This window comes from Enterococcus sp. AZ188, assembly GCF_050544075.1.
Taxonomy (GTDB): domain Bacteria; phylum Bacillota; class Bacilli; order Lactobacillales; family Enterococcaceae; genus Enterococcus_D; species Enterococcus_D entomosocium.
Window position 1 is genome coordinate 369,232 of the sequence record NZ_CP172943.1, and the last position, 14,771, is coordinate 384,002.

The 14,771-nt window shown below is 43.5% G+C and carries 13 protein-coding genes; 12 read left to right on the forward strand and 1 reads right to left on the reverse strand.

Annotated features, from left to right (window positions below):
* Positions 1–980 precede the first annotated feature (980 nt).
* From IGI86_RS01775 to IGI86_RS01830, 12 genes are all read left to right on the forward strand, one after another.
* Complete coding sequence (locus tag IGI86_RS01775) at positions 981–5,849, forward strand: hypothetical protein (protein WP_430617684.1); 4,869 nt, start codon at positions 981–983, stop codon at positions 5,847–5,849.
* Between the two features lie 14 nt (positions 5,850–5,863).
* Positions 5,864–6,232 carry an LPXTG cell wall anchor domain-containing protein gene (locus IGI86_RS01780; protein ID WP_008376260.1) on the forward strand — a complete coding sequence of 123 codons (369 nt, stop codon included), beginning with the start codon at positions 5,864–5,866 and terminating at the stop codon, positions 6,230–6,232.
* Complete coding sequence (locus IGI86_RS01785) at positions 6,165–6,878, forward strand: WxL domain-containing protein (RefSeq protein WP_016609549.1); 714 nt, start codon at positions 6,165–6,167, stop codon at positions 6,876–6,878. Before IGI86_RS01780 ends, IGI86_RS01785 begins: the two co-directional genes overlap by 68 nt.
* 45 nt (positions 6,879–6,923) lie before the next feature.
* On the forward strand, positions 6,924–7,724 hold the full coding sequence (locus IGI86_RS01790; RefSeq protein WP_086332927.1) for a WxL domain-containing protein: 801 nt from the start codon (positions 6,924–6,926) through the stop codon (positions 7,722–7,724).
* 11 nt (positions 7,725–7,735) lie between these two features.
* Positions 7,736–8,476, forward strand: a complete 741-nt coding sequence (locus IGI86_RS01795) for a WxL domain-containing protein (RefSeq protein ID WP_005232357.1) — start codon at positions 7,736–7,738, stop codon at positions 8,474–8,476.
* 67 nt (positions 8,477–8,543) lie between these two features.
* Positions 8,544–9,626 carry a DUF916 and DUF3324 domain-containing protein gene (locus tag IGI86_RS01800; protein WP_016611453.1) on the forward strand — a complete coding sequence of 361 codons (1,083 nt, stop codon included), beginning with the start codon at positions 8,544–8,546 and terminating at the stop codon, positions 9,624–9,626.
* Positions 9,616–10,416, forward strand: a complete 801-nt coding sequence (locus tag IGI86_RS01805; RefSeq protein WP_016611452.1) for a class A sortase — start codon at positions 9,616–9,618, stop codon at positions 10,414–10,416. The genes IGI86_RS01800 and IGI86_RS01805 overlap by 11 nt, the downstream gene beginning before the upstream one ends.
* Positions 10,417–10,460: 44 nt before the next feature.
* Complete coding sequence (locus tag IGI86_RS01810; protein ID WP_016611451.1) at positions 10,461–10,952, forward strand: hypothetical protein; 492 nt, start codon at positions 10,461–10,463, stop codon at positions 10,950–10,952.
* Positions 10,930–12,390, forward strand: a complete 1,461-nt coding sequence (locus IGI86_RS01815; RefSeq protein ID WP_016611450.1) for a helix-turn-helix domain-containing protein — start codon at positions 10,930–10,932, stop codon at positions 12,388–12,390. Before IGI86_RS01810 ends, IGI86_RS01815 begins: the two co-directional genes overlap by 23 nt.
* A gap of 208 nt (positions 12,391–12,598) precedes the next feature.
* Positions 12,599–13,168: a TetR/AcrR family transcriptional regulator gene (locus tag IGI86_RS01820; RefSeq protein ID WP_005227190.1), complete on the forward strand. Its 570-nt coding sequence runs from the start codon at positions 12,599–12,601 to the stop codon at positions 13,166–13,168.
* A 3-nt stretch (positions 13,169–13,171) separates the two neighbouring features.
* Positions 13,172–13,630, forward strand: a complete 459-nt coding sequence (locus IGI86_RS01825; protein ID WP_005232347.1) for a low molecular weight protein-tyrosine-phosphatase — start codon at positions 13,172–13,174, stop codon at positions 13,628–13,630.
* A 107-nt stretch (positions 13,631–13,737) separates the two neighbouring features.
* Positions 13,738–14,091: a hypothetical protein gene (locus tag IGI86_RS01830; RefSeq protein WP_005232346.1), complete on the forward strand. Its 354-nt coding sequence runs from the start codon at positions 13,738–13,740 to the stop codon at positions 14,089–14,091.
* Positions 14,092–14,154: 63 nt separating this feature from the next.
* Here IGI86_RS01830 and IGI86_RS01835 read toward each other — a convergent pair whose 3' ends face one another.
* On the reverse strand, positions 14,155–14,514 hold the full coding sequence (locus IGI86_RS01835) for an iron chaperone (protein WP_430617685.1): 360 nt from the start codon (positions 14,512–14,514) through the stop codon (positions 14,155–14,157).
* Positions 14,515–14,771: the final 257 nt, after the last annotated feature.

Consider the following 14,771-nt stretch of genomic DNA (forward strand, 5'->3'; position numbering starts at 1 on the left):
TTACTGCAACAAATGAAGCCGAGGCATCATCTATTCAGTATCATTTGCTAATGGAGAGGCAACATCTTGCAACGATGTATACGCACAAGTCATTGGAGAATAATAGCTATTTTCAATAGAGGCTAATATGCAAAAAGATAAATCTGAGCAGGATGAAACTCATTCTAGCTCAGATTTTTTTGAATATTACTTTCCTTGTTTTGTATTCATATTTGATAGAATCATTCATACCACTTATCGTCCTCTTAGTTTGTTTATTTTGTCGTGATTTAATCATATTAGAGAACGATATGTTTTTTAATACCGAAAATGAAAATGAGGCTGAAGAATCAATTTTGACTCATCAGTCCCATAAATTATAGAGCCTTTCTTGCGGCTTTCTTTTATGGGCTTTTGTCACAGTCTCTTTTTTGCGTTATTTCAAAAATAACTTTACTTATTTTATCGAAATCAGTGATTTATAAAAAAAATAATATTTTTTATTTTGTTATTTTATGTGTGCTGAAATTTTTAAATAACGTTTTTTATTCATTTTTTGATTATAACATTATCATTAACTACGGAGAGAAGACGGGAAGCGTTCTTTTAACTTACTATTTTTGGCTTATATAAAAGACCTTTGGAACATTAGTTTTTGTCAAATATTTTAACTTTCTATTTATTTTTCTCATCTTAATTTAATTTATAGTGTTGATTTATCCCTCGTTTTTTGTATGATTTATGAAAGAGAAAAGCATTTTTTTGAAAAGAGTCGATGATTCATCTTGATAATTTGAGCTTTTTTTAATTGATGAGTAGTTAATAGCTGTAAGATGTGGAAGTTACAAAAATTGGAATTATGAAAAAACAATTATAATCATAATTTTGAATGGAAGAAAAAAAGAATTATAATTCTCTTTCGTCAACTCGCTAAACTAAGAGTTGTAACACAGGGCGTGCACTGCGCGATACGTTTATTATTTTAAGATAGGAGGGATAAAGTGAAACGGTTTTTAACAACTTTACTTGTTTTTCTACTAACATCAGGTCCGTGTTTTTCATATGCAATGGTAGTGGCACAAGCCGAAAGTGTTACAAAAACAAGTGAAGAACAAATGATTTCTTCTGCTGAGCCGGTCGCTTCATCAACCGACAATCAGGAAGAAACCAATCAAACGGAAATAAAAGAATCTAGCGAAGCTGCTTCGGCAGATTCGACTGCAGCAACCACTGAGACATCTTCTTCTGAGACAGAAGAGTCATCCGAAGCTGTAGAAGAAGTCCAGGTGACCTTTCTAACAGATACTGAGCATGTATTTGCTACCGGAAAAACTCGCATCCAGTTCAGCAAAAATAAAGGGGAAGCATTAAAAGAAAGTGAGCTGCCGGCTTTTGAAGATGATAGGAATTTTGAAGGATGGGCGTTAGACGGTACGGTCTATACAAGTCAAGCGCTGACCGAATTGATTCTCACGGAGAATCAAACCTTGACCGCTGTTTTTAAACCGACTGTTAAGGCAAGAGCGGCGGACATCTCGTTGGCAGAACAATCGATCAAAGAGATCATTGCAGAAGCCGATAAAACGAAAGTGATCGCTGTACCAAGTCCAGCTGGAGATGATTCAGCATATGCAGAATACACCAATAGTGCTGAAGGGATTCGTCAAGCGTTGTTCGATATGTATCAAAACGGCAATGGCCAAGAATTTGCTTTGTATGTTGGTTCGGGTGGATCGTTGTCACTGCCAACGAATCTGACTTCAAAGACGATTCCAGCCACAATTGATAATACCAACATGACTTTCTATGCACTACAAGGAAAAGTCAGCCGCTTGATCATCACAGGTCATGGCGATGATCCCATCACAGATGCGACAACGTTGACTTCTGGTAGTCGAACAGTTGCACTTGGCACGGACATCTACTTCGGTTCTGATGTAGTGATTCGAAACCTCAACTATACGGGGACGAGAATGTACATGAATGGGCATAGTCTTTCCTTGAACGGTGGTTCCACCGGCAATGGCCTAGCTATTTATGGAGGAAGCAACAATGGCGACCTTACTGGAAATCCGACGATCACTGTAAATGCGACAGGCTCTGGAACTTGGAACATCTATGGTGGGAATCAAAGCGGTGGTACATTGACTGGGAATACAGCGATTGTCGTAAATAATACGGTGGGCGGCATCAGTACGATTGCAGGAGGTGCCAATATTGGTACGATTGATGGGAACACGAATGTTGCAATCAATCGCTTGAATGGGACATTAGGCAGTTATTATGGCGGTGGTCTTGGAACAAATGCTTCCAATACAGCCAATGTGACAGGAAATGTTGAAACGACGATCCAGACGACCAATACAAGCTTTCGCTTAAGTGCTTTTACTGGTGGCGTTCAATATGGAAATATCGGTGGCACCATCCGCAGTACGATCTCTGGTGCAGGCGGTTGGTCAGGCACAGCCAATCGTTTCATAGGCGGTTCATTTTATGGCAACATTGGCTCTGATCGTTCTAAGGATGCCATCGTGACTAACCTAGATGCTAGCAGTTATTCCACTGGACGTAGTGAATTTGAAGGTGGCAATCGGAATACTGGTACCATCACAGGGAACATCGTTAACACCGTGAAAGCAGGACCGAGTGCGAGCGTCGGGGGGATTGGTGATTTTAACGGCGGCGGGGGAAACAACGTTAGTACCTTGACTCAAAGTTCAATGGGGGCTTCGAATACGACGACGTATGACAATTATACCCCGGAACAACGAGCAGCACTGGCAGAAGCAGCGGCAAGTTTTAAAGTTTATGGCGATATCACTTCTCATCTAGTCAGTGGTTCCTTTTCAAATGGCGCGATTTATTCGACGGCAGCTGGTCGAGGCGGCTATGTTGAAGGAAATACGACGATTGAAGTTGGCACGATCACTTCGGATGGTAGTCCTGGTGGAGATGGGATTGCTTACACAGGAACCAGACCAACGAATCTAGATTACTCAACAACCAACAAAACAAGAGGAAACGCCTCTGGTTGGGACATCGTTGGTGGCGGTGGTTATCCTGGTACGGCTTGGGATATCTATATTAAAGGAAATACCAAAACGATCTTAAATAACACGGTTGCTCGCTGGACCTACGGTGGCTCCTTCTCAGGTGTCATTGAGGGGAATTCTTCCAATACTTTGAATTCGGGGATCGTCGATACGCTAGAAGGAACAGGGTATACTGGACGCCGCGTTTACGGAGATGGACGAACGACAGTAAATAATGGGCAAGTAGACTGGTTTTTATCTGGTGGCGGCTGGGATGACTTATTAGTGACCGGCAATGTCGCAGTAACGGTTTATGATGGGGTGATCAATGCTTCACTCGGTGCTTCTTATGGTGTCGCTTCTTCCCACACCATTAACGGAAACTCAGATAATCGAGTGTTTGGCGGGAACTTCTCAGGCACCCCGCGTACAGGGTCTAATGGTTTTTCAGGCGGTGTTACGAACAATGGACGGTTATTAGGAAATGCTAGTTTGACATTGGATTTGAGAGATTACGATGGTGAGTTTGCTCTTCCTTCAGGAACGAATATCTCAGGTGGAAATCCGTTTAACAGTACGAATATCGTTGGGACCGACAGCTCCAATACGATTACATTGAACATATACACAAAGCCGGGCTCAGATGCACTGAATGGTGCAACGATCTATGGCGATGGTGGACGGACTGCTAGCAATACAAGAAGCGGCAAAATTTATATGAATATCCAGGCAGAAGGATCAAGTATCGGGAATTTATACACCACGTACTATTCCAATATTTCTTCCAGCCAAATTTTAAGAGATGTCGAAATGCGGGTTCAAGGAGCCAAAAGTATCAATGGGATTTCAGGCGGAAATGCGTCAGACAACTTTACGAACACGATCGTAGCCAACAGCAGCAATCAAGTGAAGATGAGCTTTGGTGAAAATGTCGATGGGACAGCTTCTTATCAAACTGATCCAATCGCTGTGACGGGTCTGGGAATCGTCAACTTTACCGAATTGAATGTGACAAACGGCATCAAGCTAATGGCCAATGGGGGAGACATCAAAAATGGCCGTTCAGCCACTGCTGCGAATCACGCAACGACCTATCATCAGTTCGGTGACATCCATCTTTCCAAGGATGCCGGTATCGGTATTTCTTCTGCAACGAATTTGATTTCAGGCGCGAAGTTAACGGTGGAAGACAAAGGGACGATTGAGTCACCGCCGGGAACGGGGCGAATCAATCTTTCAGATTTCGCAACACCAGATACGGACAAAGATCATTTAACGTGGCTGAAAACGACGACCAATGATGCAGGTTCTCGAGTCAACAGTCAAGGGACGTGGTTTGGAGCGGTTAGTGCCTATCAAGTACTGACTATAAATCCAACTGCTGCTAATGCTGCAGCGATCACGCCAATCAACTTCAGCGGGATCGAAAAAGCGACTGGGAAAACCTTCATCGGGGACAACGATGTGACCAATGCAGCCAACGGGTACGGTATTGCGATACCAGGTTCGATCATTAACTACGAAGTCGAAACACCGGGAGTCGCTAACGGGATTGGCGCCATTAGTCACAATGTAACGGCAGTCAAAGAGAACAATACGCCGCTGACCTTGCAAGCATGGGGAACTGAGCAGGCGGGGACACAGGTGCAAAAAGGGCGTTTATTGATTCCCTACACGGTAACGGAATTGCCAACATTGACGTTTACACCAGAAACCCAAACGTCCGGTTCATGGGTCTATGCGGGGCAAATCAAATCCAGCAAGCTGGATAGCACGGATCAGCAGTTGACGGAACAACCAGATTCAGAGCCAGTTGACTGGACGAGTCCTGATGGGGAGTATAGTTACGATATTAGTGTCCGCTACTCAAATAAGGCGGAAGTCCAAGCCCGCAATGTGATCCTTACAGAGCAAGAGGCACAATCGCTGACCAAAGAACAAGCCGTGACTTATCTCGAAGCCAGCGGGCGTCCTTTCTTTAAGGATACGCTGACAGATGAGGTCTTAGCTGCGATTCAAGAACCGTTAGAAACAGCGGTCTACCGCAAACAAGCGATCACTTTTTCAGTAGGGGAAAACGATCAGAATCAGGCAGAAACTACCGTGAATCTGGTGGTGGTCAAAAATGAAAGTGTCATTTCTGCTGATCGGCAATTTGCCGTCTATGCAAAAGATGTCCGTTTGACCTTACCAGAAGCAACGGCGCTGACAGATGAAGCCGCTTTGGCAGACTATACCCAAGCAACCACGATTTTTGCAGATAATCGGGCAAATATACCACCGACTGTCGATCCGCAAGCTTTTGCCGCGATCCAGCAAGCAACGGAAGATGAGCTGTTGAAAAATGTATCAACGGCTTACCATTATGAAGCAGGCAGTCAACGGGCAGAAAAAGTCGTCAATGTCGCAGTTGCCGGCGAGCTTATTTTAAGCAGTGTGCCAACAGACTTTGATTTTGGGCAGCAGAAAGTTGCCACAGAAACACAAGATTATTGGCCAACGATCACAGGTGAGCTAGCGGTGAAAGATACGAGAGGGTCCGAACGGAGTCCATGGCGCTTGACGGTCAAAGAGCAACAGCCATTAACGGATGGGACAGATCAATTAACCGATGTCTTCCGCTTTGTGACAAACGGTCAAGAACAGATGATAACCAGTGGGGAAATGATCATCGAGGAAACGGAATTGACAGAAAATGGCACATACGTCGTGAATCAGCACTGGGGCGAAAGTCAGAATGAAGGAATCAAGCTTACCGTTCCAGTCGAACAGCAAAAAGTTGGGGACTATCAAGGAACCTTGAGCTGGCAACTGGTTTCGGCACCGGGCAACCCATAAAGGCAGGAAAACAAATGAAAAAAATCATGATCGGTATTATTGCTGGCTGTCTATTAATATTTCCTCAGCTCGTTTCAGCAGCCGAAGCAGGTGCTTATGACAGCAATGGCATTACTTCCTTTTTCGGCGTCTATGAAGAACCAGTTGAGGAGCCAGAAGAGCCCGTAAAAGAACAGCCAGGGAATAAACAAGTTAATCAAAAAGGCAACAATATTCTGCCGGCAACAGGATCAGATCACTTCAATAGCTATCAAAGCAGTGGTCTTGTCGTTTTGTTGGCAGCAGGAATCATTTTAATCAAAAGGAGAACAAAAAATGAAAAAACTTTTCTTGACGGCAGGCATTCTATTGATGAGCACTGCTCTGTTACCAACAACCGTTAATGCCGCTGAATACACTTCAAATGGAGCAATCACTTTTGAAGCGGACCCGAATCCAACCAATCCAGTTGATCCGACCGATCCAGAAAAACCAGTGGATCCCGTCGATCCAACCGATCCAGATGGACCAAATCCTGGAACAGCTGGACCATTATCGATTGATTTTGCTTCAAGTTTTCAATTTGGCAACCAACTGATTACTTCTGAAACAAAAGATTATTACGCACAGCTGCAAGAGTTCACAGCTGGCGCTGCTGGACCAAACTATGTGCAAGTAACAGATAAACGAGGAACGCAAGAAGGTTGGTCATTGAGTGTTGTGCAAAACGGACAATTCAAAACGGCTGATGACGAAGAGCTAGTCGGCGCTTCATTATCGATCGCCTCAGGTGCAGCAACTTCAGTCACCGATATGCAGTATGCACCAACAGTTACTGCAAGTCATACCTTTGTACCCGATAGTGAAATCACCTTGGTCAATGCACCTGTCGGAAAAGGAATGGGAACTTGGATTTACAAGTTTGGGAACGATGCAACGGAAGGGTCAACGGCAGTAAAATTAAACGTACCAGGCAGTTCCGTAAAATTAGCCAAAGAGTATCGGACGACATTGACTTGGAATTTAAAGAATGTCCCTGAAAGCAATTAAAATCACTGATTTTCAGTAAAACAGATAAAGGAGTGTCAAATAGAAATGAAAAAAACAGCATGGGTCTTTGTAAGTCTTGCCGTCTTGGCAGCAGCGAGTGCAGCAACCGAGGTTTCAGCAGCCGAAGCGGCTTCTTACACCTCAAATGGGGCGGTTGATTTTATTCCGAATACTGATCCGACGAACCCAGTCAATCCAGAAAATCCAGATCCAGAAAACCCGGTCAATCCTGTGGATCCAACCGATCCCGATGGACCAAATCCTGGAACGAATGGCCCATTATCGATCGATTATGCCTCTAGCTTAGATTTTGGTGTCAATAAAATCTCTAATAAAAACGAAGTCTATTATGCACGAGCACAAGGGTACTTGAACGATGATGGCACAGCTTCTACATTAAAAACTGCCAATTATGTCCAAGTAACTGATAATCGCGGTAGTAATGCCGGTTGGCGGTTGTCTGTGAAGCAAAATGGTCAATTTAAAAATGAGACGACCTTGAATAAAGAATTGACAGGTTCTGTCATCACCCTAACAAGTCCTGCCGTTAAATCAAATGCGGTTGGCGTCACAGCTCCCGTGGCAGAAGCAACGATCACGTTGGATGCAGCCGGTGCTGAATCAGTGGTGATGACTGCAGCAAAGCAAACAGGTGCTGGAACATGGGTCAACGCTTGGGGAAGTGTTGAGTCGATCACTGAAATAGACAAAGATGATCAAGAAGTACAAGCCGATATTACCAAAGCAGTCGCACTTTCTGTACCAGGCAGCACCCCAAAAGATGCCGTTAGCTACACGACTACATTGACTTGGGTATTATCAGATACACCAGGAACGGAAGGATAAGGAGTATAGACATGAAAAAAACACTAGCATTTCTCTCAGTATTAGGCTTAAGCCTAGCAGCACCAGTGCTGGCACAAGCAGCGGACAGTGCAGAATACAACTCAAATGGACAAATCACCTTTGAACCAAATACGGATCCAACTAATCCAATCAGCCCAACGGATCCAGATCCAGAAAATCCAATCAAACCAGTGGATCCAACGGACCCAGATGGACCAAATCCGGGAACGAACGGACCGCTATCGATTGATTTTGCTTCAAGCCTTTACTTTGGCACACAAAAAATCACCTCAAAAACAGAGATCTACCATGCGGAAACTCAAAAATATGTGGATTCAGTTGGTGATAATCAAGAAGGACCGAATTTTGTCCAAGTGACAGACAATCGGGGAACAGAGAGCGGTTGGACATTGAATGTTCGCCAAAATGGTCAGTTCAAAACAGCGGAAGATCAAGAATTGACTGCTGCGCAAATTCGTTTGACGAAGGGAACTGTGGTAACTCCTTCATTGTCACCAAAACCATCAAATGTGAGCGCAACGATCACATTGAATCCAAATGGTGCCCAATCCTTAGTGATGAGTGCCCAAGATGGCGAAGGGGCAGGGACCTATTTAATGAGCTGGGGCGATAGTTTAGCTGCAGCCATGGATAGCATTGAGTTGGAAGTTCCAGGCTCAACGACGAAATATGCCAGCCAATACAACACCACATTTACTTGGTTACTAACAGACACACCAACCAACCCATAAGTACCAGCTTTCTCCTTGAACCTCGAAAGGGTTCAAGGAGAATACATAGAAAGAAGGGACATCCATCATGAAAAAAATCAAACAGCTTTTGGCGCTCCTATTCGCAAGTATTTTCTTTTTTGTACCAACCATAGGAACCGCTTCTGAATTTAACTTTGCCGTCAATCCAGTGATTCCAGAGAATCAAATCGATAAAGAAAAGACTTATTTTGACTTGAAAATGGAGCCAGGAGCGGTTCAAACTGTAGAAGTCCAATTGCGCAATGACACCGATCAAGAGGTCGTCATCGCGCCAGTGATCGCTTCTGCTACTACGAATCTAAACGGGGTCGTGGAATATGGCGAAAACGACATCGAAGCGGACGAAACCTTGCCTTATGATATGGCTGATTTGATTGAAGTGGAGGAAGAGATCACGATCCCGAAACAATCCCAAATCACCTTACCCTTAAAGATCAGTATGCCCTCAGAATCGTTTGAAGGGGTTATTGCCGGTGGTTTGACCTTGAAAGAAACGACAGCGGAAACCGATACTGCTGACAGTGAAGAAGACCAAGGGTTAGCCATCAAGAATGAGTATGCCTATGTCGTTGCGATTTTACTCCGTCAAAATACAACAGAAGTCACGCCGGATCTAAAACTGCTGGATGTTGGACCGGGACAAGTCAACGCTCGCAATACCATCAATGTTACGTTGCAAAATCCTGAATCAGCTTACTTAAATTCCTTACGGTTGATCAATGAAGTGAAGAAGAAAGGCGATAGTGACGTCTTGTATGCTTCAGATACCTCACGAATGCAAATGGCACCTAATTCAAACTTCTCGTACCCAATTTCCTTGGAAGGACAACGTTTAGAAGCAGGGACCTATGTGTTGACTTCCGTGGCCTATGGTGGGAAAAGCGATGAAGGACAATACAAAGTGGAGAATGAAGAAGGCGAGGAAGAAAGCTATCTCTATAAATGGAGCTTCGAAAAAGAATTCACAGTGACTGGCGATGTTGCTCGTGATCTTAATAAGAAAGATGTGACGATCGAAACAGATTACACGTGGCTTTACTTCTTGATCGGCGGTCTGTTGCTGCTGCTCGCCTTACTGCTGCTTTTATGGTACCGACGAAAGAAAAAAAATGAAACGGATGAAGCGTGAGCACCTTGAGAAATACTTGATCGATGGCTTGATCATCGCAGGTATCCTCTTGTTGGCACTTCCTTTTTTAAAAGAAAGCATCGTCAGTTGGCAATTACGCACAAGCGAATTGACGATAGCGACCCAGCTGCCGACAACGATTCCAGAAGAAGAAACGATTCAAATGCCGGCTCTAGGGGATGTATTGGCTCCGCAGTCGGCAACGATCACCGGGTACGGCTTTGTTGCAATTGAAGCGATCGAGTTCCAGCAGCCGCTATTGGTGGGGATAACCAATCAGCAGCTGCTGAAAGGCGGTGTCGTGATGTTTCCGGAACGTTTGTTAAAAAATAACAATTTTGTCGTTTTAGGGCATCATCTCGGTAGACAAAGTTTGTTATTTGGTCAATTGCTAGAAGCACAGGTGGGGATGGAAGTGTCCGTAACCTACCTCGAGGAACGCCAGCAGTATATTATTATCGATAAAAAAGTCGTAGATGAATCCGACTTGTCGGTTCTAACAGATGACCAGACACCAAAGTTGACATTGATTACTTGTCCCACACCTACTCGAACAGAAGAACGCTACGTGCTGACAGCGATTCCTGTTGAGCAAGCAACTGCCGGGCAGTCGCAAAACACAGCGACCATGGGCAGTACGTCACAAGGCGCAAGAGTGTTGGCTCAAAAACAAGAAATGTTATGGAAACAACAATCTGAAAAAAATTGGTTTCTTTTATTTGTTATTTTATTTATAATTAGTGGATGTCTGCTTGGCGTTCACAAACTGTTGAAACGTTCAGCGCCGTAGAAAGAGCATCAAAAAGAAGCTCTGTTGATAAGGAGGGTGAAGAAATGAAACGCAGATTTGGTTTTGTCATTGGTGCCTGCATGATTATTGGAATGATCGATCTTGTCACAGAACAAGTTGTTTTTGCGACTATCTATAATCCGCTAGACCCCTCAGAAGAAATCGTCCCAACGGATCCGCCAGAAGGAAGTACGGAAAAAGCAGATGAACCGCCTGCAGAAAAGGAAGAATCCAAAGAATCGCCGGCTCCTGAACCGGAACCTGTTCCGAAAAAAGAACAGGAACAATCCGCATTTCCAGAGAGCAGTTTTTTGGAAAAACAGAAGCACTTAGCACAACGAGTCATGTTAGAAGATGTTTTTGCGTCGGATCGTTTGGCTGTCGATTTAGCACTGCCGGGAAATAATACGGATGGTGACGGGGATGACAAACCTTCGTATCTTGCCAGCTTATGCTATCTATTTTCAGGAAACGTTCTTTATGGCCAAAAAAATAACGGAGGCTTGAAAACGCATGTTTGTGACATTTTTGAATAAGGCGGACAAACGAAAATTGATGATGCTGCAATATTTGGAAAACGCAGTCGCTCTTTCTGAAACGAAGGAAACATTGATGGACCAATTGACCATGTCGGAATTTCTGATCAATAAGACCGTTCAAGAATTGAATCTTGATTTTTATGAACTAGGATTGAATGAGGAATTTGAGATCGTGACCGATGGGACGGTCATTAAACTGAATGCCTCCGGGCTGGCAACTTCAGACACACTACTGACCTATTATCTAGATCAAGCGTTAAAATTTTCTATGTTGAAAGAATGCTTTTTTGAGCAATTGTCTTCTTTATACGAATTTGCTACCAATCACTATCTAAGTCATAATCCCGTCTATAAAGAATTTAAACAGTTTAAACTGATCTTGAAAGAATACGACATTGAAGTGACGAAAGAGTTTCAGCTGGTGGGTGAAGAAAGTGAGATTCGGGAGTTTATTTTTCTCTTTTTTATGAAGGAATATTATTTGAACCATTCCCCTTTCCCAAAAGGTATCTTGGACAAAGAAAAAACCTTTGATCGATTCAATGAAAGTACTTGGCTGAATCCAGAACAGTCTGCCCGCATGCGGATTCGCAAGAAACATTATCTAGGTATTGTTTTGGCGCGGATGTCTAAAGGACATTTCATGCAAAACAGTGTGGAAAACGATTTAGTCTTGCCAAAACATTTAGTGATCATTGAAGATTTGAAGCGTTGGTTGCAGGAGATCTTGACGATCAACGATCAAGAAGTCCTAGAACGTGAGGCACGAGATATTTTGCGCTTCTTGATCGTTGAAGGCTGGTTGATCGACAACAATAGCTACATCGACCAAGAACAAACCTATATCCAACAATTAAACGAGCAGTTTATTCAGGCAGTCCAACAGCAGTTTTCGCTAACCACTGACACGTTGGCGCTGCTTCATGTCGAAACGACTACGATTCATTACCAGCTCTTGTCGTTTTCTTTTAGTTCTCGTTATGAATACCAATACATGGATGTCACATATTTTCTTGAGACGTATCCTGAATATGCTGCGTTTTGCCGCAACTATCTGGAAGAAAGTCGTAATCGACCGATCTTATGGAACAATAAAGAGTTTTTGTTTTTTAGATACCTAATTTTATTAGTTTCTACGATTCCACTAAAAGAGATTTTGGTTCCTTTATATGTCTGTGTTGATTTTTCGTTTGGTGATTCCTACAACCAGATGATCAAAAAGAATATTGAAAAAATTCTCGATTTGAATGTGCAATTCCAGAGTTACCCAGATGATCATACGCACCTGATTCTTTCAAACCTGCCATTTTATGGTGCGTTGGGGATCGACCATATTTTATGGCTAGCACCACCTAGACCCATCGATTGGGCCAATTTTACTGAAAAAATCAGCGTGATTCGCAGAGAACAATTTCAAACCAAAACGGCACAGTGAGCATCTTGCCGTTTAACTATCGAAAGCAGCGTCTGCCTCAAATGAAGGCAGGCGTTTTTTGCAGAAATCTACCATATGCAAAAAGCACACAGGGATCTATTGCCCTGATGAAGTGTTCGGATAAGGTCTGTGAAAAAGGACCATTTGATAGGATTTTTTTTTAGTAGAAAATTTGGTATGATAGAAAGAGAAGAAAAAGAGGTGCCCTATGATGGATGGGAAACAAACGAAGGCTGTGATTGGCCAGACATTGATCACCCTTTGTGAGACCAAAGAAGTGAATAAAATCAGCGTACAGGAGATCGCCGAAAAGGCGCAAGTCAATCGGCAGACGTTTTACTACCATTTTCCTGATAAAAAAGCTTTGATCCAATGGATCTATCGGCAAGATGCACTGATTTTTTTGACGACAGAAGATGTCTCCCTTGATAACTGGGAAGAAGCCGCCTTGCGCATGCTGAAAGCAATGAAACAAGCGCCGGCCTTTTACCGCAAATCACTGGCTTATGACCGCGAGATCTTAATGAACGGTTTTTTACAGATCACAGAACCGCTTTTTCAGCGCTTGTTCTTGGAGGTCGATCAAGAGCAGCAATTGACGAAACAAGACATTCTATTTTATAGCCGATTCTTTTCCTACGGCTGCGGAGGCATTTTGGAAAATTGGATTCACAACGACTTTCCAGAGACCCCATTAGAGATTGCGACGCAATTGTTTCGTTTGGCGAAGGATGTGGAATTTTTTGGCCACCAAATCTATGAAAAAGAGGAGCAGTAAGCGATGACGAAAGTTTTATTTGTTTGTTTAGGTAATATTTGCCGTTCCCCCATGGCAGAAGCTATTTATAAAGCAGAAATAGCAAAACACAAGTTGGATTGGCAGATCGATTCGGCAGCGACCAGCTCATGGGAAGTCGGACATTCTGCTCATCCCGGAACCAAAAAAAGACTGCGTCAAGCAGGGATCTCTAGTGACGGTCTTATTTCACGGCAGATCACTGAAGCGGATTTTGCCACATTTGATTGGATCATCGGCATGGATGCGAACAATGTTGAAACACTTCAAGCGCTAGCACCTGCCGATACGACCGCAAAGATCCGTTCGTATTTGAGTGTTGTTCCTGGCAAAGAGGCTGAGGAAGTACCAGATCCTTATTATACAGGAGATTTCGAAGAGACCTATCAACTGCTGCAAGAGGGGATTCCTTATTGGCTAGAGGTTATTTCTTCTGAAAAATAAGGCGTGTTCGCTTGTATTTTATCAAAAATTTGCTAAAATAGAACCATGGAAATGCGAACGTATGTGTGGTTTTAGAAACTGCTGCAACGCGCAGAAAGGAATGTCCAATGGAAAAGAAACCATCGCCCATCAAACAATTGGGCAAACTCATTGTGATGACATCCACAACGTTGCTGGATACCTTTTTCAGTGATGATGCTGACAAGAAGAATCAGTCTGAGAAAGTCAAAGAAATCCGGCGAACGCTGCAAGAGGCAGCCGCTGCCAAGCATCTGGTCGTGCTGCAAGTAAAAACAGAGAAATTGGGTGGTTTTGAAACCGTTACCGGCTGGATCGTCGGCAAAACGGTAGCAAAAGAACAAGTTGTCTTGAAATTACAAAGCGACCGTCAGCAGCTGCGGATTATTCCCCTGCATCATGTGCTGAAAGTTAGCACCTTGAATACAAAACCCGGCTTGTAAACAAGCCTGTGCATAGCAAAAAAACCGCTGCGTCATTAGACATAGCGGTTTTTTAATTGCTAGTTACACGTGCTTGTTTTTGACTTCTGCGAGTCGCCAAGCGGTCATCACAGCGATCAGTTCGTAAGGGATCGGCTGTGCAAAAGAAAACTGGACCGCCCCTTTACTGGACTTGTATGGTTGTAAGTCCTCTTGGAAGGCCGTGATCGCAGAAGGCGTGGGATAAAAGCCTAGATGCTGTTTGGCGCAGGCAAAATGTACGATATTTTCTCCTTGATGATAAGTAGGCATTTGATAACTGATCTTTTCAACCGCTTCAGGTAAAACGGCTTTGATGGTTTGACGGACCTTTCTTAAAATCGCTTGTCGTTCTGCTGGAGCTGCTGCAATGTATTGGTCAACTGTCGTAATGGCTGTTGTCATAGGCCACCTCCTGCCTTTAGTATACGGCAAAACCCGTAAGAAAAAAAGGAGCCTGTCAGTGGGTAGCTGACAGGCAAGGAGTAAAAATGAAAAGTGTTAGTTAGGGTTGTTTGTTGGGTTATGTATACTATACTGTCCAAATATGAATTTTTTGTGGAGAAAAGATTGGAAAGTGTTTAAGTTTGCTGGCTGCGAAAATAAGTAAAAAAAGACCCGTCGGTGGGTGGCCGACGGGAAGGAGTTAAAAATGAAAAAGT